At 71.6% G+C, this 25276-nt stretch carries 24 protein-coding genes and 3 pseudogenes; 13 read left to right on the top strand and 14 right to left on the bottom strand.

Features of this window, described 5'->3' with window-relative positions; genetic code table 11:
- Nucleotides 1-40 precede the first annotated feature (40 nt).
- A complete protein-coding gene (locus ABT288_RS08005) occupies nt 41-961 on the top strand; it encodes an SDR family oxidoreductase (RefSeq protein WP_351603992.1) in 921 nt (306 codons plus the stop codon).
- Between the two features lie 202 nt (nt 962-1163).
- On the opposite strand, the pseudogene ABT288_RS08000 reads toward ABT288_RS08005, so the two are convergent.
- The 3 genes and pseudogenes from ABT288_RS08000 to ABT288_RS07990 form a co-directional block, all read right to left on the bottom strand.
- A pseudogene (locus ABT288_RS08000) lies at nt 1164-1700 on the bottom strand (AAA family ATPase).
- Nucleotides 1701-1737: 37 nt separating this feature from the next.
- A complete protein-coding gene (locus ABT288_RS07995; RefSeq protein WP_351603936.1) occupies nt 1738-2409 on the bottom strand; it encodes a hypothetical protein in 672 nt (223 codons plus the stop codon).
- A 53-nt stretch (nt 2410-2462) separates the two neighbouring features.
- Complete coding sequence (locus ABT288_RS07990; protein WP_351603935.1) at nt 2463-3302, bottom strand: LLM class F420-dependent oxidoreductase; 840 nt, start codon at nt 3300-3302, stop codon at nt 2463-2465.
- 268 nt (nt 3303-3570) lie between these two features.
- On the opposite strand from ABT288_RS07990, the gene ABT288_RS07985 reads away from it, so the two are divergent.
- Together ABT288_RS07985 and ABT288_RS07980 are read left to right on the top strand one after the other, a co-directional pair.
- Nucleotides 3571-3969 carry an ACT domain-containing protein gene (locus ABT288_RS07985; protein WP_351603933.1) on the top strand — a complete coding sequence of 133 codons (399 nt, stop codon included), beginning with the start codon at nt 3571-3573 and terminating at the stop codon, nt 3967-3969.
- A 426-nt stretch (nt 3970-4395) separates the two neighbouring features.
- A complete protein-coding gene (locus ABT288_RS07980) occupies nt 4396-5352 on the top strand; it encodes a MerR family transcriptional regulator (protein WP_351603931.1) in 957 nt (318 codons plus the stop codon).
- A gap of 114 nt (nt 5353-5466) precedes the next feature.
- Here the strand turns inward: ABT288_RS07980 and ABT288_RS07975 are convergent, their stop codons facing one another.
- Both ABT288_RS07975 and ABT288_RS07970 read right to left on the bottom strand, forming a co-directional pair.
- Complete coding sequence (locus tag ABT288_RS07975) at nt 5467-5949, bottom strand: GNAT family N-acetyltransferase (protein WP_351603990.1); 483 nt, start codon at nt 5947-5949, stop codon at nt 5467-5469.
- A gap of 65 nt (nt 5950-6014) precedes the next feature.
- Complete coding sequence (locus ABT288_RS07970; protein WP_351603929.1) at nt 6015-6872, bottom strand: alpha/beta fold hydrolase; 858 nt, start codon at nt 6870-6872, stop codon at nt 6015-6017.
- A 243-nt stretch (nt 6873-7115) separates the two neighbouring features.
- Here ABT288_RS07970 and ABT288_RS07965 point away from each other — a divergent pair, with 243 nt between their 5' ends.
- Nucleotides 7116-7802 carry a hypothetical protein gene (locus ABT288_RS07965; RefSeq protein WP_351603927.1) on the top strand — a complete coding sequence of 229 codons (687 nt, stop codon included), beginning with the start codon at nt 7116-7118 and terminating at the stop codon, nt 7800-7802.
- A gap of 94 nt (nt 7803-7896) precedes the next feature.
- Here ABT288_RS07965 and ABT288_RS07960 read toward each other — a convergent pair whose 3' ends face one another.
- Together ABT288_RS07960 and ABT288_RS07950 are read right to left on the bottom strand one after the other, a co-directional pair.
- Entirely contained in the window at nt 7897-8853 is a 957-nt protein-coding gene (locus tag ABT288_RS07960) for a hypothetical protein (RefSeq protein ID WP_351603925.1), read from the bottom strand.
- A gap of 530 nt (nt 8854-9383) precedes the next feature.
- On the bottom strand, nt 9384-10586 hold the full coding sequence (locus ABT288_RS07950; protein ID WP_351603923.1) for an MFS transporter: 1203 nt from the start codon (nt 10584-10586) through the stop codon (nt 9384-9386).
- A 38-nt stretch (nt 10587-10624) separates the two neighbouring features.
- On the opposite strand from ABT288_RS07950, the gene ABT288_RS07945 reads away from it, so the two are divergent.
- A complete protein-coding gene (locus tag ABT288_RS07945) occupies nt 10625-11221 on the top strand; it encodes a CGNR zinc finger domain-containing protein (RefSeq protein ID WP_351603921.1) in 597 nt (198 codons plus the stop codon).
- Between the two features lie 5 nt (nt 11222-11226).
- Here the strand turns inward: ABT288_RS07945 and ABT288_RS07940 are convergent, their stop codons facing one another.
- The gene (locus ABT288_RS07940) at nt 11227-11493 is read right to left on the bottom strand and encodes a hypothetical protein (protein ID WP_450857330.1); all 267 of its coding nucleotides are present in this window, start codon (nt 11491-11493) and stop codon (nt 11227-11229) included.
- Between ABT288_RS07940 and ABT288_RS07935 the strand changes: the two are divergent.
- A pseudogene (locus tag ABT288_RS07935) lies at nt 11474-11575 on the top strand (esterase); the annotation flags it as partial. The gene ABT288_RS07940 and the pseudogene ABT288_RS07935 sit on opposite strands and share 20 nt — an antisense overlap.
- Nucleotides 11576-11608: 33 nt before the next feature.
- On the opposite strand, the gene ABT288_RS07930 reads toward ABT288_RS07935, so the two are convergent.
- Nucleotides 11609-12937: a hypothetical protein gene (locus ABT288_RS07930; protein WP_351603919.1), complete on the bottom strand. Its 1329-nt coding sequence runs from the start codon at nt 12935-12937 to the stop codon at nt 11609-11611.
- Between the two features lie 125 nt (nt 12938-13062).
- Here ABT288_RS07930 and ABT288_RS07925 point away from each other — a divergent pair.
- Nucleotides 13063-13802, top strand: a pseudogene (locus ABT288_RS07925) (SDR family oxidoreductase).
- Between the two features lie 62 nt (nt 13803-13864).
- Here ABT288_RS07925 and ABT288_RS07920 read toward each other — a convergent pair.
- Nucleotides 13865-14926, bottom strand: a complete 1062-nt coding sequence (locus ABT288_RS07920) for a YihY/virulence factor BrkB family protein (RefSeq protein ID WP_351603917.1) — start codon at nt 14924-14926, stop codon at nt 13865-13867.
- Between the two features lie 182 nt (nt 14927-15108).
- Between ABT288_RS07920 and ABT288_RS07915 the strand changes: the two genes are divergently transcribed.
- The 4 genes from ABT288_RS07915 to ABT288_RS07900 all read left to right on the top strand — a co-directional run bounded on the left by ABT288_RS07915 (nt 15109) and on the right by ABT288_RS07900 (nt 17795).
- Nucleotides 15109-15501 carry a DUF2267 domain-containing protein gene (locus ABT288_RS07915; protein ID WP_351603915.1) on the top strand — a complete coding sequence of 131 codons (393 nt, stop codon included), beginning with the start codon at nt 15109-15111 and terminating at the stop codon, nt 15499-15501.
- Between the two features lie 76 nt (nt 15502-15577).
- Nucleotides 15578-16183 carry a YdeI/OmpD-associated family protein gene (locus ABT288_RS07910; RefSeq protein WP_351603913.1) on the top strand — a complete coding sequence of 202 codons (606 nt, stop codon included), beginning with the start codon at nt 15578-15580 and terminating at the stop codon, nt 16181-16183.
- Between the two features lie 107 nt (nt 16184-16290).
- Nucleotides 16291-16755: a MerR family transcriptional regulator gene (locus ABT288_RS07905; protein WP_351603911.1), complete on the top strand. Its 465-nt coding sequence runs from the start codon at nt 16291-16293 to the stop codon at nt 16753-16755.
- An 8-nt stretch (nt 16756-16763) separates the two neighbouring features.
- The gene (locus ABT288_RS07900) at nt 16764-17795 is read left to right on the top strand and encodes an aldo/keto reductase (RefSeq protein ID WP_351603909.1); all 1032 of its coding nucleotides are present in this window, start codon (nt 16764-16766) and stop codon (nt 17793-17795) included.
- Between the two features lie 252 nt (nt 17796-18047).
- Here ABT288_RS07900 and ABT288_RS07895 read toward each other — a convergent pair whose 3' ends face one another.
- Together ABT288_RS07895 and ABT288_RS50145 are read right to left on the bottom strand one after the other, a co-directional pair.
- Nucleotides 18048-19583: a phytoene desaturase family protein gene (locus ABT288_RS07895; protein WP_351603907.1), complete on the bottom strand. Its 1536-nt coding sequence runs from the start codon at nt 19581-19583 to the stop codon at nt 18048-18050.
- A gap of 78 nt (nt 19584-19661) precedes the next feature.
- On the bottom strand, nt 19662-19739 hold the full coding sequence (locus tag ABT288_RS50145; RefSeq protein ID WP_468370288.1) for a 50S ribosomal protein bL37: 78 nt from the start codon (nt 19737-19739) through the stop codon (nt 19662-19664).
- Nucleotides 19740-19933: 194 nt separating this feature from the next.
- On the opposite strand from ABT288_RS50145, the gene ABT288_RS07890 reads away from it, so the two are divergent.
- On the top strand, nt 19934-20410 hold the full coding sequence (locus ABT288_RS07890) for a GreA/GreB family elongation factor (RefSeq protein ID WP_351603905.1): 477 nt from the start codon (nt 19934-19936) through the stop codon (nt 20408-20410).
- 37 nt (nt 20411-20447) lie between these two features.
- On the opposite strand, the gene ABT288_RS07885 is transcribed toward ABT288_RS07890, so the two are convergent.
- The gene (locus ABT288_RS07885; protein ID WP_351603903.1) at nt 20448-22970 is read right to left on the bottom strand and encodes an ATP-dependent Clp protease ATP-binding subunit; all 2523 of its coding nucleotides are present in this window, start codon (nt 22968-22970) and stop codon (nt 20448-20450) included.
- A 128-nt stretch (nt 22971-23098) separates the two neighbouring features.
- Nucleotides 23099-24037 (bottom strand): Dyp-type peroxidase, encoded by a 939-nt coding sequence (locus tag ABT288_RS07880; protein WP_351603901.1) that lies wholly within the window; start codon nt 24035-24037, stop codon nt 23099-23101.
- A gap of 196 nt (nt 24038-24233) precedes the next feature.
- Between ABT288_RS07880 and ABT288_RS07875 the strand changes: the two genes are divergently transcribed.
- Complete coding sequence (locus ABT288_RS07875) at nt 24234-25163, top strand: LysR family transcriptional regulator (RefSeq protein ID WP_351603899.1); 930 nt, start codon at nt 24234-24236, stop codon at nt 25161-25163.
- Nucleotides 25164-25276 lie beyond the last annotated feature (113 nt).

Here is a 25276-nt window from a genome sequence, read left to right as displayed (position 1 = left end):
GTCTATGTCAGTCACTGACATCGACTGTCTGGGGTCTCCCATGCGCATCTTCGTCACCGGCGCCTCCGGCTGGATCGGATCCGCCGTCGTACCCGAGCTCCTCGAAGCCGGGCACCAGGTCGTCGGGCTCGCCCGCTCCGACGCCTCCGCCGCCGCGCTCGTCGCGGCGGGCGCGGAGGTCGTCCGCGGCACCGTCGACGACCTCGACCTGCTGCGGGACACGGCCGCCGCATCGGACGGGGTGATCCACCTCGCCTTCAAACACGACATCGCCTTCAGCGGCGACTTCCAGGGCGCCGCCGAGGCCGACCGCCGCGCCGTCGACGTCTTCGGCGAGGCGCTCGCCGGCAGCGACCGGCCCTTCGTCCTCGCCTCCGGCCTGGCCGGTCTCTCACTCGGACGGGCAGCGACCGAGCGGGACATTCCCACGCTGGACAGCTCGCCGATCACGATCCGTGCCGTCACCGCACAGGAGGTGCTGGCGTTCGCCTCGCGCGGCATCCGCTCCTCCGTCGTGCGGCTCTCGCCGACCTGTCACGGCGAGGGAGACAACGGGTTCATGGCGACACTGGTCGCCATCGCCCGCGAGAAGGGCGTCTCCGGCTACATCGGCGACGGCGCCAACCGCTGGCCGGCCGTCCACCGCCTCGACGCCGCACATCTGTTCCGCCTGGCGGTCGAGCAGGCCCCGGCCGGGTCGGTGCTGCACGGGGTCGCGGAGGACGGCGTCACGATCCGTGACGTGGCCGAGGTGATCGGCCGGCACCTCGACGTGCCGGTGGTCTCCGTGGCACCCGAAGCGGCGGCCGGGCACTTCGGGTGGCTCGCCGGCTTCATCGGCCTCGACCTTCCGGCGTCGAGCACACTGACCCGCGACGTCCTGGGCTGGAAGCCGACCCAGCCGGGCCTCCTCGAAGACCTGGGGACGGGATACTTCCGCGCCCCTGCCGTCGGCGCCTGACGGCACAGCGCCGCCCGGGGGACTCCGGGTCCCCTACGGCAGTCGGACGGGCGATCGGCACAGCGCCGGGCTCGGTGACCCGGACGCACATGCCGATCGCCACCCGGCCGGTGCCCCCGACGGCCATCCGGGTGTCCCCCACCGGCAGGAACGCGTCGAGACTCCACGCGGGTGGTGCAGCCGCTCGGACGGGCGGGCGGAGTCAGAGGTCCCGGGGCGGAAGGCCGGCCAGGCCCGTGTCGCGCATGATCCGTTCGACCGTCTCCGGCAGGGAGCTGTCGGCGCCGATGAGCGTCTCCACTCCCCCGGGCAGCAGGTCGCGCTGCCGGTACCAGTCGCGCAGGTCGGCCTCGCTCACGTGGCCGGCGATCGGTTTGGTCGCGTGACGGGCGAGGGTCTCGTCGAACGGCACGTCGAGGTAGTAGCCGTAGGTGGGCCCCCGGTGGTCGGCGCGCAGCCGGGCGAGCATGTCGCCCTAGCGGTCGGCGTACAGGATGCCCTCGACGATCACGTGATAGCCGGCGTCCAGGGCATAGCGGGCCACCATGTCGATCAGGCCGATGTTCGCCGCTCGCGGCCGGTCGCGCTCACGCAGCACGATCCGCCGGAGGTTGTCCTGTTCCACCAGGGCCAGCCCACGGCCGAACCGGTCGCGGACACCCGCCGCGACGGACGACTTGCCCGAGGCGCTGTTGCCGCGCAGCACCACGAGCCGGGTCTGTTCGGTACCGACTCCCATCTGCCGCAGGGTACCGGCGGCGCCGTCCGGGCCGGGGTCACCAGTCGACGTGTGCGGTGATCCATGCGGCCAAGCCGGCTTCGTCGCCCGCCGGGGGCAGGTCCGGACCACAGGTGAGTGGTGTGCAGGACAGTTGCAGATGGGTGAGGTAGCCGTACGGGCCGTTGTCCGCCGACGGCCCGAGCACCAGGGCGTGAGTGGGAGTGCGCCAGACGCGATGTGTCAGCGGAGGCCCGGTGACCACGGTGGCGGACGACATGACCGTCCGTGCGGCGGGCGCACCCAGACACTCGGTCACCGCCCGTGCCGCCTCGGCGAGGACGGCCTCGCAGTCCTGGTCCGTACACGGTTCCTGGGTGGTCCAGCCGGGCAGTTGCCGCCAGCCGTCCATGTAGCCGGACAGCCACGGACCGTTGGCCATGGACTCATCGTCCGGGTCCACGGGGTACATCTCGCCGAAGACGAGGAAGTACCGCGCGTCGAGGCTTCCGAACGGGCTGAGGCCGTCACTGCACAACACGTACTCATGAGCGGTACGGAAGGAGTCGCAGACCAGTTCGTGCTCCCAGTTCCAGCCGCGACGCCGTATCTCCTGGTCAACGGCATCGACGTCCTCCGGGACGTACGGCACGAAGGGCAGCGCGAGGAACTCGGCAACGGCCTCGGCGGTCAGAGGGCGGTGCGCGAGGGCGTGTACGGGTATCGGCATGTGGATCACTCTAGGAGCGGCGGCAACCGACTCGCCTCTCCCCTGTGCCCCGGTCAGGTGAGCATGGCCAACTCATGTGCGAGAGGCTCCAGTACGTGTGGTGAGTAGGGCAACGGAAGGTGGAAGATCGCGAGTTCGGCACCCTCGGCGGCGAACGCGGCGGCGCTCGCGGCGGCTTCGGACGGATCGCCGGTGAGGCGGACCTGGGCCGAGAGGCGGATCTCCGCGGGGTCGCGTCCGATACGGCCACAGTGTTCGAACAGCACCTCGCGTGCCCTGCGGAACTGTGCCGGGGTCCCGGTGTCGAAGTTCCAGTGCTGGGCGAACCTCGCCACCGTCCGCAGTGTGCGTTTCTCCCCGCTGCCGCCGATGCACAGCGGCGGATGAGGGCGCTGAACCGGCTTGGGGTTGCAGCGTGCCTCCGACAGCTCGTAGTAGGCGCCCTCGAAGGTGGTGGTCTGTTCGGGGCCGAGAAGCCCGGTGAGCACCTCGCAGGCCTCTTCGAAGCGGTCGCTCCGCTGTCGCGGTGTGCCCAGATCGATGCCGTACGCCCGGGACTCCACCTCGTTCCACCCCGTTCCGATGCCGAGTTCCAGTCGTCCGTGGGAGATGACATCGAGTGTGGCGGCCATGTTGGCGAGGACCGCCGGGTGGCGGTAGTGGATACCGGTCACCAGGGTGCCCAGCCGCAGCCTCCGGGTGGCCTGGGCCAGTGCCGCCAGGGTGATCCAGCCCTCCAGGCGCGGTGTCGCCGGGTTCGTGCCGTGCATGGCCTGGAAGTGATCGGAGGTCCATCCGGACTCGAATATCTCGATCTCGTCGGCCGCACGCCATACGTCGAGCATGGCCTCCCACGAGGTCCCCTGCGGCGATGTCTTGAAAGCGAAGCGCACCGCGTCAACTTAGCGGACGTACAGGGGTGTCGAGGTGTGTCGGGCAGATGTTGAGGTGCATGGCCGCGTGGGCCGTGGACAGGCCCTGTGCGGCGAGGGTGTGCTGGTCGCGGGGCCGACATGCGGGGACGACATGCCTGGAGCCGTGTCCCCCCGGGGCCTGGCAGGCTGCCACCGCTCGCGGGAGGCCGAGCCACATTCCGTCGATCGCGACGCCGTCACCGCTCGCCTCCCGGGCAAGCGGCCGGTCGGCCCGTAGGGTGGGTCCGTGACCGGCGAGACTGATCTGCAGACACTGCTCAGGGACATGCGCCCGGAACTGAATCCGGGACGCTATGTCTTCACCATGGCGGAGGGCGGCGTGCCGTCCGGCGTCACCCCCGTGGTGACGGTAGCCGAACAGGAGGGCCTGACCGTCGTCGTGCCCCAGGCCGAGGCAGACGCGGCGGGAATGGCGTACGACTATGTGGCCGGATGGATCACCCTGCGGGTGCACTCCGCGCTGGCCTCGGTCGGGCTGACCGCCGCTGTCTCCCGCGCCCTCGCCGACGCGGACCTGAGCTGCAACGTCGTCGCCGGCTTCCACCACGACCATCTCTTCGTGCCCTATGAGCGGGCGGAGGAGGCCTTGGACGTCCTGCGGCGGCTGGCCCGCGAGTCCTCCTGACCCCTCCAGGACGGCGTCATCGCCAGGGCCGACACCTGGCAGCGGGCGCGGCGTACCAGGTGGAGGCCGACGACGGGCCACGCCAGGAACCCGAGCGGCTGCGGATCGTCGCTCGGCAGGCGGGAAGCGGCCCGGCGCTGCGGCGGGAACACGTCCTCGGAGAGGAAGGTACCGTCACGGCGGGCGCACGGTGATGTCCGTGTCGGTCTGCCGGCGTGGTGGCAGGCGGCCGCCGGACGGCACTGCTCCGGCACGCCGTTCGCGGCACGCCCCGGGGCACCGGCTCGCCGAGGCCACCCTGTGGGCGGTGCCCCGGCCGCACGGCGCGGCGGTCTGTCGAGGACATCGGCCCGGGAGGACTGTTGCACCCGCCGCCTTGACCTTGCCACTGAGGGCAGGGTTTAGCGTGTGGGCGAGGTGAACGGCATGAGGATCAGTGAGCTGGCGCGTCGGGCCGGGGTGACGGCGAAAGCGGTGCGGTACTACGAGTCGCTGGGGCTGATCGCACCCCAGCGCCTGCCCAACGGCTACCGGGACTACGGCGAGGACGACGTACGTCACGTGCGGGAGATCAGGACGCTCCACCGGCTCGGTATCCCCGTCGAGCGGACCCGGCCGTTCCTCGAGTGCCTGGCGGCCGGGCGCGCACACGCGGACGACTGTCCCGCCTCCCTCGCGAGCTACCGCGAGGCCATCGACGAGCTCACCGGGCGCATCGAGTCCCTGACCGCCCGCCGCGCGACGCTGATCGCCAACCTGAACGCCGCCGCCCACCGGGGCAGCGGCGTCGTACCACCCGAGGAGAGAGGTGCCGGACACATGGACTACCTGACGCTGCCCGCGGACCTGCCCGTCCCCGAGGACGACGGCGCGGCGCAACACCTCCCGGGCATGAAGGTGCCGGGTCTCGAGCTGGTCGACACGGCGGGCCGAACGGTCCGCCTGGACGCGCTCGGCCCCCGGCGCACGGTCGTCTATGTCTACCCCCTGACCGGCCGCCCCGGCACCGACCTGCCGGAAGGCTGGAACTCGATTCCCGGAGCCCGTGGCTGCACGCCCGAGTCATGCGGCTTCCGCGACCACTTCCACGACCTGCTCGAAGCCGGCGCGGGCCGCGTCTACGGGCTGTCCAGCCAGGACACCGACTACCAACGCGAGGTGGTGGAGCGTCTGGGACTGCCCTTCGACATGCTCTCGGACCCCGACCTCGGTCTGGCCGACACGCTCGGTCTGCCCACGTTCGAGGTCGAGGGGATGCGGCTGTTCAGGCGCCTGACGCTCGTGCTCCGCGCCGGTGTGATCGAACATGTCTTCTACCCGGTGTTCCCGCCGAACGAGCACGCCCAGCAGGTGCTGACCTGGCTGCGCGGCAACCCTCTGTAGCCACCCACGACGCGCTGCACGACGGGTGCCCGGTGGGCCGACCTGGTCGCGGCAGGCCTCCTCCCGGACGGGTGGGCACCGGTGGCGCCTGAGCGCCGGGGGACGCCTCGGCCGCTACCGGCGGCGCTGCTCTTCGTTCCCGCTCACGCCGTCGTGTGCGGGCACGTGGGCGGGCGCCGGCTCGCGGACCATGAACACATCGACCGGGTTCTCGGTCTCGACGCCGAAGCCGTGCCGCTCGTAGAGGCTCCGGGCCCGGCTGCCCCGGAGCACGTTCAGCCGGATCCGGGTGCCGTCGCTGTCGCACCGCTCCAGCAGCAGCCGCAGCACGGCCGATCCGATGCCCCGGCCCTGCAGGCCCGGGTCCAGGTAGAAATGCTCCAGCCAGTGAGCGTCGCCGGCCGGCCGTAGCGCGACACATCCGGCCAGGGCACCCGCGGCCTCGATCACCCAGGTGTGGTCCGGCGCGAACCCGTCCCGCAGCCGCTGCCGCACCCGGTGCTCGTCGTAGCGCCCGAGACGCTCCAGGTCCGCTCTGAGCACCACGGCCCGCAGCTCGGCCACCGCCTCGACGTCCGCCGCCGATGCGGGACGCATCTGCCAGTCCGCCGTGATCGTGATGCCGGCGCGGCGGGATTGCCCGGTTCCCGGGGTCGACGACTTCACGGGCCGTGGGTGGCCGCTGCGCGCAGGAAGGTGGCGGTGGTTGCCACGAACCGGTCGGCGTCGTCCAGCCATGGGAAGTGTCCCGCTCCGGGCTGCACGACGAGTTCGGCCTTCGGGAAGAGGGCCGCGAACTCGGCGATCGCGGGCGGAGGGGCGCCCGGGTCGACCTCCCCCGCGAGCAGCAGCACCGGTGCCCCGAAGCGGGCGAGCGCGGCACGGGTGGCATCCGGATCGAACGCGCCCTCGGCGCCGAACGCGGCCACGACATCCGGGTTCACCTGTTCGTCCTCCGCTGCCTTGTGCGCCTGGGCCACCTGGTCCCAACGGCCGTAGGAGAACGGCGCGATGGCCCGGAAGTTCTCGGCCGTGGCCGCGCCCGCCCCGATCGCCTCCAGGGCCGCGAACGCCGCCGGGAACCACGGCTCGCCCCGGCGGGGCCGTACGGTCTCGCGCCGGAGCCGGTCGGTGATGGTCAGGCCGACGGCCCGGACGCTCGGTGTGACGAGCGCGAGCCTGCCGATGCGTTCGGGGTACCGACTCAGGTACTGCACGGCCAGATTGGCTCCGGCGCTGTGGGCGAGGAGGTCCATCCGCTCCAGGTCCAGGTGCCGGCGCAGGGCTTCCACGTCGTCGACGAGCCGGTCACAGCGGCAGGCCGCGAGGTCCCGGGGCACAGCCGACCGGCCGGTGCCGCGCAGGTCCGGCGTGATCAGCTTCCGGTGCGCGGACAGTCCGCCCAGGTCGCCCAGGTACGTCGACTGCTGCGGACCACCGGGCAGGCACACCACGGGTGCGCCGTCCCCGGAGACACGGTAGGCGAGTTCGGCGCCGTCGTACGCGATGAAGGATCCCATCTCGGCATTCTGCCGAGGGCATGGCTGTTCCCGCATCCCGGTTCCGTGCTGCAGGAGACATCGGAAGAGTGACATGGGGGGTGAACGGCACACCATCGTGCAACGCACAGGGTTCACTCGGTAGAAACCCGCCGGTCCATCCGTATCATCCATGTGTCGGGGGACCCGCAGGACAACTCCCGTTCCCCGCCTGCCGCAACCGGAGGCGATGGGAGCGCACCAGAGTCACGATTGGAGCCACAGATGCCTGAGCCCACCGCCCCCGTTACCGAGTTGACCTCGCAGTACGTCAGCCAGGTGACCAACGACCTCGAGCACAACGTCAAGGAGCAGGAACGCATCACCGCCGAAATCGCAGCGCTCCAGGAGCAGTTGACCGCTCTGCAGCACGACCAGACGATTCTGGTGAACATGCGGCAGGCACTCGGCGTCGCGACCACTGTGACCACACCCGCCCCGTCTGAGGGCGCCGTGGTGCCCGCCCCGCGCAAGAAGACCACCACTGTCTCCGAGACGCGCCGGGCGCCGAAGAAGGCGGTCCCGGAGCAGTCCGGGCGCAGGAAGCAGCCCGCCGAGAAGCCCGCGGCGGCGAAGCCCGCGAAGTCCTCCCCCACGAAGCCCCCCGCGAAGCCCTCGGCGAAGAAGGCGACCGGCCAGGCCGCCCAGCCCACCCTCGTCGAACTGGTCCGCCGCCATCTCGCCGAACAGCAGGAGCCCCGCTCCGCGGCGGAGGTCACCGAGGCGCTCGACAAGGCACATCCCGACCGGGAGATCCAGACCAAGGTCATCCGCACCACTCTGGAGAACCTCGTGGCCCGCAACAACGCCCAGCGCACCAAGCAGGGCTCGTCCGTCTTCTACACCCTCGCCACCGCATCCGAGTCGGCGGCGGCGAACTCGAAGGAGGCCCGGCCCGACGCTGCCGAATGAGCGGTGGCGACATCGCCCCGTCCTGCACCCACAAGGGGCGACGAGGTCCGGACGGGGCGATCCGGCGCAGCTGACTCGTAGTCGGCTCAGGGGCTCACAACCCGGCCATGGACTTCTGTCGCGTCTGGTCGAACTCGGTCACCGGGTCGCCGCCGGTCTGCCAGGGCCACGCGGTGACGACACCACCGATCTGCTCGAAGACGGCACGCGCCTCGGCGCGCCGGTCCGCGGCGACCAGCGCGTAGGCGAGGAGGTTGAGGTCGGCGAGCGCCTTGGCGTGCCGGAGGAACCCCGGCTGGCTCCAGGTGTGTGCCGCGCGGTCGAGGGCCTGCGTGGCCATGACCTGGGCCCAGTGGTTCCGTGCCACCAGCGCCTCGAGCCCGCCGCGGTGGAGGATGGCGTGGTACTGGTGGACCTGGGCGGTGAGTTCGGTCCCCACACACGGCGCGTTGGCGGGCATGCGGGCACGCAGGGTGTCCACGAACTCCAGGACCTGGATGCGCGACCCCGCCTCGTCCGGGCTGAGGTAGGCCAGCATGTTCAGGTAGGCCTCGCGGTTCCAGCGATCGCGTGCGAGCACCTCGTTCCACACCCCGAAGACCTGCGACTGCTCCCGGCGCTCCAGGCGTGCCACGGTGAGGAGGGCCACCCAGGGGGTGGGGTCCTCGGGGGCGAGTTCGGCGGCGCGCAGACAGGTCTGGACGGTGCCGGCCGGGTCCTCCAGGCGCCCCTGTGCGCGGGCCTGTGCCACCTGGGTCCAGGCGTGCAGGACGAGTGCGTCCACGCTGCGGGGCTCGCGCGTGGCCCAGGACCGGGGCAGATGCGATCCGGCGAGGTATCCCGCCAGGACGTCCATACGATGCGTCCGGCGGTCCCAGTCGCCGGGGTCCTGCTCCAGGAGGCGGGACATCTGCGCCACACACAGCTCGCTGGTCGCGATGGTGCCGGTCCTGGTGGTCGCCACGAGTGACTTGAGCAGCTTGCCCAGGTCCTGGTCGTCGAGCTCCGGAGCGAGGCGGACCCGTCTGCGGCGACTGGAGAGAAATGCCATGTCCGGAGGCTAGGGCGGATCGGTGGGCGCGCAAGGGCTGGGACCGAGATCGTTATGGTTTACACGTACAACTTGCTCATACAACTTGCCTATATTGCGGTCTATGCCCGAGATGCAGCTGCTCCGTCCGGCTCATGCTGCTCGCCGAGCGGGAGGCCGGTCTCTGCTGCTTCCCTGTGCTGGTGGGCGCCGGAGGCGAGGTGCTGGGCCGGTTGAATCTCGTGGCTGTCGCGGAGGGCGCCGGCCGACCTCGGGTATCGCATCGCAGAACGTGCCGCGGGCCGGGGGCTCGACCTGGGCCGTGCGGCAGATCTGCGACCTGGCAGCCCACCGCTAGGGGCTGACGGCGCTGCGTGCCGCGACCACCCTCGACAACGTGGCATCGCGGGCCGGCCTGGCCCGTTCGGGGTTCGCCGTCGTCGGCGAGACCCGGCTCTCCGGTCGCCCCGGTCTGTCGTATCTGCGCAGTCTCGCGGATTTCACCGCTCGGCCGGGCGCAACGGCCACCTGGTTCGCCGAGCCGGAACAGGTCAATCCGGCCGCAGGGATCCCTCGGTGGCTTCGCCGGTGGTCAGCGGTACGGCGAAGAAGGCGGGCGCCGCGCAGGCCGCCACGCCCGCTGCCGTGGCCAGTGTGCCGGGCACGGACCAGGTCGCCAACGGGCCGGCGACCGCCGCGCCCGATGCGAAGGCGGTGATCTTCAGGCTGGCTCCGGTGGTGAAGACCTGGCCGCGCAGACGGTGCGGAGCCTCCCGGTGGCGTATCGCGAACAGGGCAGTGAGCTGCGGCCCTTCACCGATCCCGGCCAGCAGCAGGGCCAGGACGAGCACCGCCGGCCGGCCTGTCGCCGCCAGGGCGAACGCGCCGGCCTGGACCAGCGCACCGACCCAGATGATCGGGTCGGGGGCGGCGCGCCGCGGGAACCGTGCCAGTACGGCGTTGGCCACCAGTGCCGAGACGGCCGCACAGGACAAGAGCAGCGCACCGCGCCCTGCTCCGCCGAAAACACGCCGGCCCAGCAGCGGGACGCAGGCCGTCAGCATGCCCTGCCCGGCACAGCACACGACCGAAGCGAGGGTCGCCCGGGCCAGCCGGGGTTTTCCCACGATGGCCCGCGCTCCGGCGGCGAGGTCATCGAGGAGTCCACCGGGCTGCGCGTCCGGCTCCCGTGCCGAGCGCGCCGGCAGGGTCCACGCCGCAGGTGCCGCCGAGCCGATGAGCGCCGCCGACACCACGACAGCCGTCGACGCCCCCAGTGCCTCGGCCAGGGCACCGGCGAGGACCGGACCGGACAGGCTCGCCAGGCCGAAGGTCATGGCATCGACCGCGTTGGCCCGCGGCAGCCGGTTCCCCGTGGCCACCCTCGGCAGCTGGCCCGTCCAGCCGCCCGACAGCGCCGGTCCCAGCAGCCCGGTCAAGACGGCGATCAGCACGGTGACGCCGAACGGAAGCCGGCCGAGTCCCACGAGGATCATCGCGAGGCCGGTCGCGTACAGGACGAGTGCAGCGGCGAGAAGCCGTCCCGGCCGCTGTTGTCTGTCGAGCACCGCCCCGAGCACGGGGCCGCCTGCCGCCGCCGCGACCGTGATGCCCGCGAGCAGCGCCGAGGCTTCGGAGGCCGAGCCGGCGGCAGCGTATCCCGCCAGCATCAGCGCCGGTCCCGACATCTCGTCCCCGACGCGCGCCACCACCGCCCCCGCGAAATAGCGGGCCATCGCGTAACGCCTATTCATCCGAGTGACGTTACGGAAGTAACTCAAAACTCTGCAATATGCGTTACAGTGCGCTGGTGTCCCCCAGCAACGATGCCGACGGCGACTGGTCCACCCGGCACTCGGTCCTGGCCATGGCCCGCCGCACGGCCGCTCTCGTCAACGCACTCGCCGAGGACTGCCCCGACCCGGCCCATGTCGCGGAGGTGCTCGTCGCCCACGGCGAGACGGCCCCCGTGGACCTCACCTCGCGGGATGTCTCGCAGATGCGCGAGGCCGCGGGCCGGCTGCGGGAGGTCTTCGCCGCCGAGCATGCCGACGGGGCCGCCGCCGTCCTGAACCGCCTGCTGGGCGAGCACACCGGACGGCTGCGCCTCACCTCACACGGCGGCGGCACGCCCTGGCATCCCCACCTCGACCGCGACGACGACGCTCCCTGGGGTGAGTGGCTCCTCGCCTCGTCCTGCCTGGCCCTGACCGTCCTGGTCTGGGACCGCCAGCTCCCGCCCGGCAGGATCTGTGCGTCGGCCGCCTGCCGGAATGTCTTCATCACCCAGGGTCCCGGCCCCGAACGGCGCTACTGCTCCCGGCGCTGCGCCACCCGCGAACGCGTCGCGGCCCACCGGCGCGCCCGCTCAACGGCAGCGCCCCGGTGACCGAACTACGGGTTGTACGGCTCCTGTTCGTCACGGCAGCGCGCGGGTGAGCCATACCGCCCGACCGCGGTCGTCGGCGCTGCCCCGGTCACCCCGAAGCCGGGCTTCTCCAGCACCCGGAACGCCGGCGCCTTCCAGGCCCGCACCGTCGCCCACGGCCGCTTCCGCCCGGTCGCGGCAGCGGCGTCGGGCACGGCGCAAGCCGCCTCGATCGCACAGCCGTGTCCATGGGCGCGGCGGAACAACTCCGTCATCATCCACGACTTCGTCACGCCCAACGCCCTGCGCGAAACGCATGCGGCCCGGGCCGCGATCGACCTGGCCGTCCGCGCCCTTCCCTCGGCCCTGCACACACGGTCCGAGGGCACGGACACCACTGCCCGGCTCCTACCAGGAGCCGCTGCCGTCGCACAGCGACCAGACCTGCCGGAGCAGGGCCGGGTAGCCCTCGCCATGCGTGGCGATGCTCGCGTACACCGCGTCGAGGGCCGCTCGCAGCGGGTCGGGTTCGGCGGCGCCGAGCAGTGCGGGGACGGCCATGTGCGGCTGTGAGACGGGCAGGGAAGGCACCGGCTCGCCGATCGTGGCCCAGATGGTGTACCGCGTGCCTCCCGTGGGCTCGGGTACCGGCGCCCCGGGTGGTGTCGGCGCCGGTGGCCGGTCGGTCGGGGGACCGGGGTCCGGCGCTGTCGGCTCGGACACGGGGATCGGCAGCGACACCTCGCCCCAGGACGGCGCCGGCGCTTCGAAGGGCGGGCGCTCGGGCGGCACGGCCCGGCCGACGGTCCGGTGCGGGACCCGTGGGTCGGCGTCGAGGGCCCGCCAGACCTGGTCCTCGTCGTCGAGGGGCGGTGGCAGCGGCCGTCCCTCGGCGACGGCCGCGAGTCCCGCGGCGATCCAGTCCAGCTCTGCGAGACCCGCCGCCTCAACCGCGCGGCGCGCGGCCAGCAGGGCCACGGCGCGCTGTGTGACGGGGCCCGCCGCGTCTATGGCGTGCACGAGCGGCGCGTCGAAGTCGAGCAGGCCACGCACGTTTCCCTCGACGTCGCGCAGTGCCCGGCTCGGCGCCCGGCCGCCCCACTCCCAGCGTTCGTAGGCCAGTTCGCGTTCCCTCTCCGCCTGTTCCTGCGCCAGGCGGGCCTGGCGCAGGGCCTCGGCGCGTTCGGCCGGTGTGGGAGGCGGTGGCAGCCGACGGGCGTAGTCGTGCCAGTACGCCGCCATTCTCGAGGTCTGCCTCACAACACGGTCCGGCGCGGCCGGCGCGGGCCAGAACTGCAGGAGATAGCAGTCCAGTTGGGGCTCGCCGCCGAGACGGGTGTCCTCCTCCTGCGCCGCGTCCATGCCCTTGGCGCAGTAGCGGACCCGGTAGTCGGCCGCTTCCAGGTCCAGCTCCCAGGAGCCCTCTCCGCCCCACAGCACGAGCTCGGTGTCGTCCGAGAGCGGTCGGAAGGACACCTCCACGACGTCCTCCCAGTCCGGGTCCACCGGCGGGGCCTCATCGTGCACTTCGACAGTGAAGCCGACGTCACCCGTATGAAGTCCCGTCGTCAGCCACAGGGTCCCGGGGATCGCCGCGCCGCACAGCCCTGAGCACTGGCCGGCGAACGCCTCCGCGAGGTCCGGGCCGTAGCTGTCCGGATCGCTCTCGACGTAGAGCTGGCCGTAGTGGACATGGACTTCTCCTTCGACCGGCCTGCGCACCAGCGTCACCCCCATCGCGTCCGGAAACGGGCCATGTTCGGCACACTACGGCCCGCCACTGACAACGCCGTCCTCCGGGACTTCAGCTCGAGGTCCGTTCGCCGCCAGCCGTCCGCGCACTTCGCCGGTGAGATGGACGCATGACTTCACACGCAACCCTTGACGGTAGGAAGGCCCTGGTCACCGGCGGCAGCCGGGGCATCGGTGCGGCGGCGGCGCTGCGCCTGGCGCGGATGTGGCCGTGACCTATGTGCACGGGAAGGAGGCGGCGGAGGACGTGGTGCGGGCCGTCGAGGCGCTGGGGCGGCGGGCGGTGGCCCTGCGCGCCGACGCCGCGGACGCGCAGGAGGCGGGGGGCGCGGTGGGACGTGCGGCAGAGGTCCTCGGCGGCCTGGACATCCTCGTGAACAACGCGGCCGTCGGGCTGATACAGCCGCTGGAGAGTCTCTCGCTCGCCGACGTGGACCGCCTGATCGCGGTGAACATCCGCGGGATGTTCCTGGCCGCCCAGGCCGCTGCCGCACTCATGGTGCCGGGCGGCCGGATCATCACCGTCGGCAGCTGCATCACCCACCACACGCCGGGCTCCGGCGCCACCCTGTATGCGATGAGCAAGTCGGCGGTGGTCGGGCTCACGAAGGCGCTGGCCCGTGAGCTGGGCGGGCGTGGGATCACGGCGAACGTCGTGCATCCGGGCCCGACCGACACGGACATGAACCCCGCGGACGGTCCCTTCGCGTCCGCCCAAGCGGCGATGACCGCCCTCGGCCGCTTCGGCACGGCCGAGGAGGTGGCGTCCGCGGTGGCCTATCTGGCGGGCCCGGAGGCGGTGTACATCACGGGAGCGGAGCTCTCCGTGGACGGTGGATACGCGGCGTGAACGAGCGGGGCGTGCCGTGCTCTCGGGCCCGGTGTGCCCCGGCCCGCCCCGCCCGGCCCGGGTCATGTCCCGTGCAGTCGGCGTACGTCGTCCTCTTCCCACTTCCTGGTGTCACGCGGCTGGGTGCAGGGCCCGGCCCCGGGCGGATGACCGCCGGCGATGGCCCGCCGGCATACGGTCTCCGCGTCGAACTCGAGACCGAGCAGGATCGCCAGATTGCTGATCCAGAGCCAGACCAGGAAGACGATCACGCCGGCCATGGTGCCGTAGGTCTTGTTGTAGGAGGCGAACCCGGCGACGTAGAAGGCGAACCCGGCGGAGGCGGCCATCCAGATGACGAGTGCGAGGAGGCTGCCCGGAGTGATCCACCTGAAACGCTTGGCCCTGGCGTTCGGGGTCGCCCAGTACAGGATCGCGATCATCACCGTGACCAGCAGGACCAGCACCGGCCACTTCGCGACCGACCACACCGTCAGGGCCGTGTCGCCGACGCCCAGCGCCTGACCCGCGTGCCGGGCCAGGCTGCCGGTGAAGACGACGATCAGGGCGCCGGCGACGGCGAGCAGCATCAGCACGACGGTGACGGCGATCCGCACCGGGAGGATCTTCCACACCGGGCGGCCCTCCGGCATGTCGTAGACGGCGTTGGCGGCGCGGATGAAGGCGGCCACGTACCCGGAGGCGGACCAGACCGCCAGTACGATGCCGACCACGGCCATCACCGAGCCGGTGCCGGCGTTGTTCTGCAGCTGCTCCACGGCCCTGGTGAGGATGTCCCGGACGGAGCCGGGCGCGAGGTGCCCGAGGTCGGCCAGCACCTTGCCGGTGACCGACCGGCCCGCGACGCCGAGCAGCGACACCAGCACCAGCAGCGCCGGGAACAGGGCGAGGACCCCGTAGTAGGTGAGGGCGGCGGCCCGGTCGGTCAGCTCGTCGTCCCGGAACTCGTGCAGCGAGCCCTTGAGTACGGCGCCCCAGGCCCGTTCGGGCGGCTGCGCCGGTGTGTCGGGCGCGGCCCGCTCGACCCGCCGGCCAGGCCCGGCCTCCTCGGGCGCCGGCGCACGCCGCCGCGGGGCCTCGTCCCCGTGGCGGTGGCCGTGCCCGGGAAGATGCAGTTTCGGCATACCGGCCGGGTAACCCGAGCCCGGGGTCTCACGCGGGCGTGCCCGCGGGATTCGGCCGTGCATACCCCGGCGGGCTGGGTACTGGGACCGGGAGGCCCGGCGTACGGGCCGGACGCCCTCGAGAGTGCTCGGGTGCCGTGAACACGGCACCGCGGTGAGACCGCACCGAAGTGGAGGTGACGATGAGGTACGACGAGTTCCTCGCCCGGGTACGCGAGCGCGGCGAGTACGACAGCCAGGACGAAGCGGCGGAGGTCACGGAGGCCGTGCTGGGCGTGCTGGCGCAGCGCATCGGCCCTGGGGAGATCGACGACCTCGCCTCCCAGCTGCCCGGCCCCCTGGGCCCCGGTCTGGCCGACGCCAAGCAAGGGCGGCCGGAGGGCTTCGGGATCGAGGAGTTCCACCGCCGGGTCGCCGAGCGGATCGGAGGCAGGCCGGGCACCGCCCGGTGGGACACCGGCGCGGTTCTGACCACGGTTGCCGACAGCGTCAGCGGCGGAGAGCTGAACCAGGTCCTCAGCCAGCTCCCGTCGAGCTATGCCACCCTGTTCGGCAAGGCGGAACTGGCGGACTGAGAGCGGCGTCCTGCGCCGTCATCGGGGCGTGTCCCCCCGATTGACCGCACCGCTGGGGTGGGTTTTGATGTGGCGCATGCCGGGTGCAGCGCAGACGGGTGGAGCGGGGAACGGGGCCGATCCGGTCCTGGCCTTCCCCACGCAGGAGGCGTGGGAGGGGTGGCTGGAGGAGCATCACGTCGGCGTGCGTGGGATCTGGCTGAAGATCCCGAAGACAGGCTCGGGGCAAGAGGGCGTCGACTACGCGGGAGCGCTGGAGTCGGCGCTCTGCTTCGGCTGGATCGACGGGCAGAAGAAGAAGCTGGACGAGCGGCACTGGCTGCAGCGCTTCACCCCGCGCCGGCCGGGCAGCAAGTGGTCGAAGGTGAACCGGGAGAAGGCCACCGAGCTCATCGAACGGGGCCGGATGCGACCGGCCGGACTGCGGGAGGTGGAGAAGGCCAGGGCGGACGGCCGCTGGGAGGCGGCGTACGAGGGTCAGCGCACGGCGACGGTGCCCGATGACCTCCAGGCGGCCCTGGAGGCATGTCCTCAGGCGCGGGACTTCTTCGCGACGCTGGACAGCCGCAACCGGTACGCGATCCTCTACCGCGTCCAGGACGCCAAGAGGCCGCAGACCCGGGCGGCGCGGATCGAGAAGTTCGTCGCGATGCTCGCCGCGCGGCAGAAGCTCCACCCCTGATCTCCGGGCCTCGGGTCCTCACCGCTTCCCGTCCCGGGCGGTGCCGAAGGGGCGGCGCACGGAACGCACTTGCTTCAAGCCCACTTGAACGTCCTAGCGTGTCCCGCATGACGGTGATCGACAGCACCCCCGTGAATTCCTCGTCCGTGGACGCCTGTGCGCCCGTGGTGCCTCAGCCGCCTCGGCCCGATGGCCGGGACCGCTACACCATCAAGGAGGTCGCGGCGCTCACGGGACTTCGCCCGCACACGCTGCGCTGGTACGAGCAGATCGGCCTGCTGCCCCAGGTGGAGCGGTCGCACGCCGGCCAACGCCGGTTCGACAACCGGGACCTGGAGTGGCTGGCGTGTGTGAGCAAGCTGCGGCTGACCGGGATGCCGGTCGCCGAGATGGTGCGCTACGCCGAGCTGGTCCGCCAGGGAGCGGAGACCTACGAGGAACGGCAGCGGATGCTGGAGCGGACCCGGCGCGAAGTCCTCGCGCGCATCGCCGAGTTGCACGACACCCTCACCGTGCTCGACGCCAAGATCGACTTTTACGCGGACGCCCGCCGGGCGTCGGAAAGGGCCTGAGCGCCACCATGGGCAACACCATCGAACAGATCCGCAAGGTCGAACTGGGCACCGGTGGCCCCCTCGTCGGCGTCCAGGGCTTCGGCGCCATGGGCATCAGCGCCGCCTACGGGCAGACCGACGACGCCGCGGCCCGCGACACCCTGGAGGCCACCGTCGAGGCGGGTGTCACCCTGATCGACACCGCCGACATGTACGGCGTCGGCGCCAACGAGGAGTTCCTCGCGCCGTTCGTGGCGGCGCACCGCGACGAGATCACCCTGGCCACCAAGTTCGGCATCGAATACCGCGCGGACGACCCGGGTTACCGTGCCATCCGCAACGATCCCGGCTACATCAAGAAGGCCGCCGAGGCGAGTCTGCGCCGCCTGGACGTCGAGGTCATCGACCTCTACTACCTGCACCGCCGCGATCCCGAAGTGCCGCTGTCCGAGTCGGTCGGAGCCATGGCCGAGCTGGTCCGGGAGGGCAAGGTCAGGCACCTCGGCCTGAGCGAGGTCACCGGTGCGGAACTGCGCGAGGCGCACGCCGTGCACCCCATCGCCGCCGTGCAGACGGAGTGGTCGCTGTTCAGCCGGGACGTGGAGCGCGGTGTGGTGGGCACCGCCGCCGAGCTGGGGGTCGCCTTCGTGCCGTACTCGCCGCTCGGCCGGGGCTTTCTGACCGGCTCCTTCTCCGACGCGAGCAAGGAACTGTCCGGCAGTGACTTCCGGCAGCTGCTGCCCCGTTTCACCGGCGACAACGCCAGGGCGAACGCCGCTCTGCTCGCCCCTCTGCACGAGATCGCGGCCGAGCACGGGGCCACCACGGCGCAGATCGCGCTGGCCTGGGTGCACCAGCGGGCCGAGGTGCACGGCCTGACCGTGGTGCCGATCCCCGGTACCCGCAAGCGCGGCCGCCTGCTCGAGAACGCCCAGGCCACCCGGATCACGCTGAGCGCCGACGAACTGGCCGTACTGGAGCCGATCGCCGGGCAGGTGGCGGGCGAACGCTATGCGGACATGTCCCTCACCTCCGCAGCCCGGGAGTCCCAGGCGTAGGAGGCGCCCACTGAGCGGATCTCGATGGCGGGGATCTGCGGCGCCGGAATGCCGCCGCTCGCCGCGCGGTGGGAGCGGTCCGCTGGGCATTCCCCACCACGAGATGGACGCGCTCCGCGAGGTTCCCTCCGGCGGCGGCAGGAGGATCGGGGCGGGGCCGCCGAGCTGGGAGCACCTCGTCCGGCGGGCCCTCAGTTGCGGTCGACCCCGCGTCCGGACCGGAGGGCGTCACAAGGCGCCCCGGCGGCGGGGTCACTGCCGGTCCGCGGCCCCCACCCCCAGATGGCGCAGTGCGGCCGCTGCGGCTCCGGCGCCGCACATGCCGTGCGCCCCGGCCCCGGGCGGGGTCGCCGCCGAGCACAGGAACACGCCCGGCAGGCCGGTCGAGTACGGCTCGACGGTCGGGCGGGGGCCCAGGAGGAGCTGAGGGATCGTACTGGCCCCGGTGATGACGTCGCCGCCGGCGAAGTTCGGATTGGCGGCGGCGAACCGGTGGGGCGAGGTGACCAGGCGACCCACGACGCGGTCGCGGACACCGGGGGCGAACCGCTCCAGCTGACGGAGTATCGCGTCGCTCGCATCCCCGTCGTAGCCGTACGGGACATGGGCGTAGGTGTAGACGGGGCGGACGTCGCCCGCGGAGCGGGAGGGGTCCGCCAGGTACTGCTGGCCGACCAGCACGAAGGGGCGTTCCGGCATGTGTCCGGCCGCCACGGCCCGCTCGGCGTCGGCCACCTCGGCGAGCGGGCCGCCGAGGTGCACGGCGCCCGCCCGGCGTGCGTGCTCGTTCGTCCAGGGCACGCCGCCTTCGACGGCCAGGTCGAGCTTGAAGACCGCGGGGGCACGCCGGAACCGCCGGTAGGCACGGCGCACCCGGGCCGGGAGCCGGTCGCCGTAGAGGGCGACGACCTGGCCGGGGTCGAGGTCGAGGAGGGTCACGTCGGCGGGCGGCAGCTGCCGGTGGTCGGTGACGCGCACGCCGGTGTGGACGGTGCCTCCGTGCAGGCGCAGCACGCGTTCCATGGCGCGGGCGATGGACTGTGAGCCGCCTTCGGCCACGGCCCAGCCGTCGGCATGGCCCGCGGTGAGGATGCCGAGCCCGATGGCCGAGGTGAACGGCTGCGACAGCGGCCGGAAGGCGTGTGCCGCGACGCCCGCCCACAGGGCCCGCGCCCGCGGGGTGGTGAAGAGGCGGGCGAGGAGCAAGGCGGGGAGGGTGGTCGGCAGCCCGAAGCGGGCGAGGAGCAGCGGGTGCGAGGGGAGGCGCGGCAGGGGGCCCAGCACATCGTGCGCCAGGGCGTCCCAGTGGCGTACCGGGGTGGTGAGGAGTGCGCGGTACCGGTCACCGTCCGGGCCGAGCATACGGGCGGTGTCCGCCACGGAACGCAGCAGGACCCCGGCGCTGCCGTCGTCCAAGGGGTGCACGCAGTCGATGTCCGGCAACAGCCAGCGCAGCCCGTGCCGTTCGAGGCCCAGCGTGCGCAGCGCCGGGGAGCCGACGGCCATGGGATGCATGGCCGAGCAGTGGTCGTGCACCAGTCCCGGCAGGATCGCCTCGTGGCTGCGGGTGCCTCCGCCGACCTCGTCCGCGGCCTCCAGGAGCGTGACCTGCAGGCCCGCCCTGGCGAGGAGGGCCGCGGCGGCGAGGCCGTTGGGTCCGCCACCGACCACCACGGCGGAGGTCATGTGGTGCACCTCGACGCGATCGGGGCCGACGGTGCGTGAGGTGACGTCATCAGTCTCATGTGTCCGAGTCTGGCGGTGCACCGGCCCGATGTCCCCATGCATCCGGCGGGGCACACGAGAGGGGCGCCGGTCCGGGATGGTGCCGGCGCCCTTCAGGTCCGTGCGTGTCCGCCCGAGGCCTCAGGACTGGGGCCGTTTGCCGTGGTTGGCGCGATGGTTGCGCCGCGACTTCTTCTTCCGGCGTCGCTTCGAGGACATGGAAACCTCCTGGGAGAGAGGGAAACAGAGGTGGAAAAACACCTTAAAACACCGTATATCGAGACAGTGGGGGCCTCCACCGCAGCCGCCTCCCCGACCCCCAGCGCGGGGCGGCACGACCTCGGGCACTCGTTGATACGATGCGAAAAATGCCCGACTCGTCAATGTTTCTCCCCTGGACCAGAGGAGCCGGAATGACCGGTGACCCGGAGCCGATCAGTGCCGCTGCCCGCCGCGCGCTGGAGCAGGAGCTGGCCGACCTGCGTGACGAGCGCCGGCTCGTCGCCGGAATCCTGCGGGACCGCACGGATGTGGGCGACCAGGCCGACCAGGCCGAGCAGTTGCAGCGCGCCAATCAGCTCGACCGCCTGGACCGTCGTATCGAGGCCATCACCGAGCGGCTGCGCCAGGCGGAGGTGGCCGGGCCCGCCCCCACGGACGTGGTCGGCGTGGGCAGCACGGTCGCCGTCCGCTTCCCGGACGGCTCGGTGGAGACGCTTCAGATCGGCGAGGTCGCCGAGGCCCTGGACCAGAACCTGGTCACCTCCAACAGCCCGCTCGGCCGCGCGCTGCTCGGGCACCGCCCCGGTGACTCGGTCGACTTCGTCACGCCGGACGGCCCGTCGAGCGTGGTCGTGGTGTCGATCGGGGAGCAGAGCGAGCACGGATGAGCGGCCAGAGGCCGCCCCTCCTCCGTCCTCCCCGCCGTCACTTCTCCGCCGGCGCGGCCCCTGCCCCGGCAGGCCCGCTGCTCCTGCGGACCGTGCAGTGGAGGGAGTCGTGTTCGACGTCGGCGACGATGGCGTCCCCGGGCTCCGCTTCACCACTGAGCAGCAGGGTGGCGATCCGGTTGTCGAGTTCCGCCTGGATCGTGCGCCGCAGCGGCCGGGCACCGAACTCCGGCTGGTGGCCGTGCGCGATGAGCAGCTTCTTCGCCGCCTCGGTCACCTCCAGAGTCAGCCCCTGGGCGTGGACGCGGCGTTTGCTGCGCTCCAGCAGATGGTCCACGATCTTCCCGAGATCGTCCTCGGTCAGCCCGTGGAAGATGATGATGTCGTCGATCCGGTTGAGGAACTCCGGCAGGAACCTGGTCCGCAGGTCCCCCATCAACTCGTCCTTCAGCTCCGACACATCACCCTTGTGGTCCAGGATCCGGTGCGCGCCGATGTTGGACGTCATGATGATCACGCAGTGCCGGAAGTCGACGGTACGGCCCTGGGCGTCGGTGAGCCGGCCGTCGTCCAGGATCTGCAGCAGGGTGTTGAAGACGTCCGGGTGCGCCTTCTCCACCTCGTCGAACAGCACCACGCTGTAGGGCCGGCGGCGCACCTTCTCCGTCAGCTGGCCCGCTTCCTCATAGCCGACGTATCCCGGAGGGGCACCCACGAGCCGGGCGACGGTGTGCTTCTCCTGGAACTCGCTCATGTCGAACCGGATCATCCGGTCCTCGCCCCCGAACAGCAACGCCGCGAGGGTCTTGGCGAGTTCGGTCTTGCCGACACCCGTGGGGCCGAGGAAGAGGAAGGATCCCACCGGCCGGTTCGGATCCCCCATTCCCGACCGGTTGCGCCGTACCGCCTGGGAGACGGCGGTGACGGCCTCGTCCTGGCCGACGATCCGGGCGTGCATCTCCTCCTCGAGCCTGAGCAGCTTCTCCTTCTCACTCGCCGTCAGCTGCGACACGGGGATCCCCGTACGGCGCGAGACGACGTCGGCGACATCGGCGGCCGTCACCGACACCACACCCTCGCGGCGTTCCTCGATGCCGGCGAGTTCGCCCTCCACCTCGGAGATCTGCCGCTTCAGCTCCGACGCCTTCTCGAAGTCCTCCACGGAGACGGCCTGGTCGAGTTCGCGGCGCAGCTGGGCGATGCGGTCCTCGCGGCCGACCACCTCCGTGGACCGGCCCACGCTGCGCAACCGCACCCGCGCACCAGCCTGGTCCATCACATCGATCGCCTTGTCGGGCAGGAAACGGTCGGTGATGTAGCGGTCGGAGAGCTCCGCCGCGGCCGCCAACGCGCCATCGTCGAACCGGACCTGGTGGTGAGCCTCGTAGGAGTCCCGCAGACCCTCCAGGATCTGCACGGTCTCCTCCACCGTCGGCTCGGGCACCATCACCGGCTGGAACCGCCGCTCCAACGCCGCGTCCTTCTCCACGTACTTGCGGTACTCGTCGATGGTCGTGGCGCCCACGACGTGGAGTTCACCGCGCGCGAGGGCGGGCTTGAGCATGTTGCCCGCGTCCATCGACCCCTCTCCCGTCGCCCCCGCACCCACCACGGTGTGGAGTTCGTCGATGAACAGGATGATCCGGCCCTCGGCGGCCTGGACGTCCTCGATGACCTTCTTCAACCGCTCCTCGAACTGGCCCCGGTACTGCGCCCCCGCGACCATCCCCGACAGGTCCAGGGCCACGACCCTCTTGTCCTTGAGGGTGTCGGGCACCTCACCGGCCACGATCCGCTGTGCCAGCCCCTCCACGATCGCCGTCTTGCCCACACCCGGCTCGCCGATCAGCACCGGATTGTTCTTCGACCTCCGCGAGAGGACCTCGACCGTCTGCTCGATCTCCTCCGCACGCCCCACCACCGGATCCAGCTTCCCCGCCTTGGCCTCCTCCGTCAGATCCCGCCCGAACTCGTCCAGGGTCGTCGCCGGCGTCTTCTTGCGTTCGGCGGGAACGCCGTCGCCGCGAGCGGCCTGCTCGGTCAGACCGGCCTGTTTCCGCGCGTCCAGGCCCTCGGCGCGCAGCAGCCTCGCAGCGCCCGTGTCGCTGTCGCCCAGCAGGGCGCCGAGGACGTGCTCGGGACCGATGTACGACACACCGGCCGCCTGTGACTGTGCGTAGGCGGCCCGGAGCGTGCGCTTGGCCGCCGGGGTGAGGCCCGGTCGGGCGGACGGCTCGCCGGACTCCCGGGGCAGGATCTTGGTGAGCTCGGCCGCCAGCCTGTCGGGATCGACGTCCAGCTGGGAGAGCAGTCTCCGGGACGGTTCGACCTGGGTGGCGGCCCACAGCAGATGTTCGGTGTCCAGGTCGGACGTGCCGTCCTGGACCGCCCGCTGCGCGGCCAGGTTGAGCAGTTCCTGGCACGACTCCGTCAGCAGCCGGCCGATGGGCACCCGCTGCACCGCGGGAGGCGACGACGCCGGTGACGTCCCGAAGAACCGGTTGAACAACTCGCTGAAGGGGTCCGACGAACCGAACGGTGCACCGAACGACATCGACATGGCAGCTCCTGGGCGCGCGGGAGGTCGACAATCCGCGGGTGGTTGTTCCGGGGGTCCGTAATCACTGAACCCCGCTGTGCACGACACCGCAAACGGAAGACGCGCATTGCCGTTCCGGTAACGCTGGGTCACGAGCCGCTCGGGGCATCGGGCAGGTCGTCGAGAAAGGTGACGGTGGGCACATGGAAGAGGCAGCCCGTGACCGGCACAGAGAATTCGAGAATCCGATCGTGCCGGCCCGGATCCCTGCCGAGGAACATGTTCCTCAGCATTTCCTCCGTCACATCCGGGGTGCGGGCATATCCGATGAAATAGGTGCCGAACTCGCCTTTGCCGATGGTACCGAAGGGCATGTTCTCCCGTACGATCTTGCGTTCGTCGCCGTTCTCGTCGGTGATGGTGTTGAGCGCGACATGGGAATCGGCGGGTTTCACATCGTCGGGGAGTTCGATGTTGGCCAGTTTGGTGCGCCCGATGACCAGGTTCTGTTCCTCGACCGACAGGGCGTTCCAGGCCGTCATGTCGTGCAGGTACTTCTGCACGATCACATAGCTGCCGCCCGCGAATTCCGCGTCCTCCTCGCCGATGAACACGGCGTCGTCCGCGACGTTTCCCTCGGGGTTCTCGCTGCCGTCCACGAAGCCGAGCAGGTCACGTTCGTCGAAGAATTTGAAGCCGTGCACCTCGTCGACCACGGTGGCCGCTCCCGCGAGTCGCTCGCCCAGCAGCCGGGCCAGTTCGAAGCAGAGATCCATACGGTGGGAGCGGACATGGAAAAGCAGGTCGCCCGGTGTGCCGAGCGCTCGATGGCGGGGGCCGACCAGGTCCGTGAAGGGATGCAGCCGACGTGGGCGCGGGCCGCTGAACAACCGGTCCCATGCGTGCGATCCGATGCCGACGACACAGCTCAGTTCCTCGGCCGGCTCGCGGAAGGCCACCGAGCGGCGCAGCCCCGAGACGTCCTCGAGCAGGCCGCGGACCGCGTCCTCCCCGCCCGGATCGATGGTGACGACGAGGAACACGGCCGCCCTGGCCGGCGGGACGATGACGGGCTGCGGTTCGACCACGGCAGTACGCCTCCTCCTGAGGTCCTGGAGACACGAGGGCCTCGGAACCAAGTCGTCGGGTCCATGGAACCAAGTCGTTCCAGCATGGCGCTGCCCGGCCGGCTCGGCAGGTCGTACGCAGTCCGGCGCTGTGACCGGCGGAGGGGCCGACGGGCCCGGGTTGGCTTTACGGGGAACGGTCGGGTACACCCGTGCCGTGCTCTTTCGTCAGCTGGAATACCTCGTCGCCCTCTCCCGGGAGCGGCACTTCGCCCGTGCCGCCCAGGCCTGCTACGTCTCCCAGCCCGCACTGTCGGAGGCGCTGCGCAAGCTGGAGGAGGAACTCGACGTGCCGCTGGTGCGGCGTGGCCGCAAGTACGAGGGCCTCACCCCGGAGGGGGAACGCATCGTCGTATGGGCGCAGCGGATCCTCGCCGACCGGGATGCCCTCAAGGACGAGGTGGATGTCCTGCGCAACGGCTTGAGCGGCAGGATGCGGATCGGCACCGTGCCCACCGCGTCCGGTGCCGTCGCCCAGTTGACCGGCCCGTTCTGCGCGGCGCACCCGCTGGTCACGGTCGAGGTGACCGCGGACATGCAGTCGGTGGACATCCTGCGGCAGCTGCAGAACTTCGAGCTCGATGCCGGGGTGACCTATCTGCGCGAGGATGTGTCGGAGGGTGGCTTCCACACGGTGCCCCTGTACCAGGAGCGGTACGTGCTGCTGCTCACGACCGCCGACGGCCTGGCCCGGCGTACGTCGGCCACCTGGGCGGAGGCGTCGCGACTGCCGCTGTGCATGCTGACCCCGGCGATGCAGGGACGCCGGGTGCTGGACGAGCTGTTCGCGCAGGCGGGGACGCAGCCCTCGCCCCGACTGGAGACCGACTCCGTGGCGGCGCTGTTCGCCCACGTCAGGACGGGCCAGTGGGCGGCCATCGTGCCGCATGCCTGGCTCCATGTGTTCGGTGTCCCGCACGGTATGCGGGCGGTGCCGCTGATCGAACCCGCCGCGGCCGTGCCCGTGGGCCTGGTGGTCGCCGCCCGGGAGCCCGGTTCGGTGATGGCGAGGGCGCTGACGGACATCGCCCGCACCACCGACGTGGCCTCGGCCCTGGAGCGCGTGCCGGGGGATCCGGGGCGGTAGCCGACGACGGGGCGATGGCCGACGGCGCCGGGGCGATAGCCGACGCCGGGGCGACAACCGACGGTACCGGGCGCGGCTGCGGCTCCCTGGCGTGCACTGCCGCCGCCCACGTG

This window comes from Streptomyces sp. NPDC001093 (assembly GCF_040298985.1).
GTDB lineage: Bacteria > Actinomycetota > Actinomycetes > Streptomycetales > Streptomycetaceae > Streptomyces.
The sequence above is the reverse complement of the archived record's forward strand: the minus strand, read 5'-3'. Positions and strand labels throughout refer to the sequence as shown.

Bases quoted from the DNA above. Each gene is read 5' to 3' on its own strand.
- ABT288_RS07995 (WP_351603936.1), bottom strand. From the start codon at position 2,409: ATGCCGATACCCGTACACGCCCTCGCGCACCGCCCTCTGACCGCCGAG.
- ABT288_RS07965 (WP_351603927.1), top strand. From the start codon at position 7,116: ATGCCTGAGCCCACCGCCCCCGTTACCGAGTTGACCTCGCAGTACGTC.
- ABT288_RS07930 (WP_351603919.1), bottom strand. From the start codon at position 12,937: ATGGGGGTGACGCTGGTGCGCAGGCCGGTCGAAGGAGAAGTCCATGTC.
- ABT288_RS07980 (WP_351603931.1), top strand. From the start codon at position 4,396: ATGAGGATCAGTGAGCTGGCGCGTCGGGCCGGGGTGACGGCGAAAGCG.
- ABT288_RS07970 (WP_351603929.1), bottom strand. From the start codon at position 6,872: ATGGGATCCTTCATCGCGTACGACGGCGCCGAACTCGCCTACCGTGTC.
- ABT288_RS07900 (WP_351603909.1), top strand. From the start codon at position 16,764: ATGGGCAACACCATCGAACAGATCCGCAAGGTCGAACTGGGCACCGGT.
- ABT288_RS50145 (WP_468370288.1), bottom strand. From the start codon at position 19,739: ATGTCCTCGAAGCGACGCCGGAAGAAGAAGTCGCGGCGCAACCATCGC.
- ABT288_RS07885 (WP_351603903.1), bottom strand. From the start codon at position 22,970: ATGTCGATGTCGTTCGGTGCACCGTTCGGTTCGTCGGACCCCTTCAGC.
- ABT288_RS07895 (WP_351603907.1), bottom strand. From the start codon at position 19,583: ATGCATGGGGACATCGGGCCGGTGCACCGCCAGACTCGGACACATGAG.
- ABT288_RS07890 (WP_351603905.1), top strand. From the start codon at position 19,934: ATGACCGGTGACCCGGAGCCGATCAGTGCCGCTGCCCGCCGCGCGCTG.
- ABT288_RS08005 (WP_351603992.1), top strand. From the start codon at position 41: ATGCGCATCTTCGTCACCGGCGCCTCCGGCTGGATCGGATCCGCCGTC.
- ABT288_RS07975 (WP_351603990.1), bottom strand. From the start codon at position 5,949: ATGCGTCCCGCATCGGCGGCGGACGTCGAGGCGGTGGCCGAGCTGCGG.
- ABT288_RS07960 (WP_351603925.1), bottom strand. From the start codon at position 8,853: ATGGCATTTCTCTCCAGTCGCCGCAGACGGGTCCGCCTCGCTCCGGAG.
- ABT288_RS07915 (WP_351603915.1), top strand. From the start codon at position 15,109: ATGAGGTACGACGAGTTCCTCGCCCGGGTACGCGAGCGCGGCGAGTAC.
- ABT288_RS07920 (WP_351603917.1), bottom strand. From the start codon at position 14,926: ATGCCGAAACTGCATCTTCCCGGGCACGGCCACCGCCACGGGGACGAG.
- ABT288_RS07905 (WP_351603911.1), top strand. From the start codon at position 16,291: ATGACGGTGATCGACAGCACCCCCGTGAATTCCTCGTCCGTGGACGCC.
- ABT288_RS07950 (WP_351603923.1), bottom strand. From the start codon at position 10,586: ATGAATAGGCGTTACGCGATGGCCCGCTATTTCGCGGGGGCGGTGGTG.
- ABT288_RS07945 (WP_351603921.1), top strand. From the start codon at position 10,625: ATGCGTTACAGTGCGCTGGTGTCCCCCAGCAACGATGCCGACGGCGAC.
- ABT288_RS07910 (WP_351603913.1), top strand. From the start codon at position 15,578: ATGCCGGGTGCAGCGCAGACGGGTGGAGCGGGGAACGGGGCCGATCCG.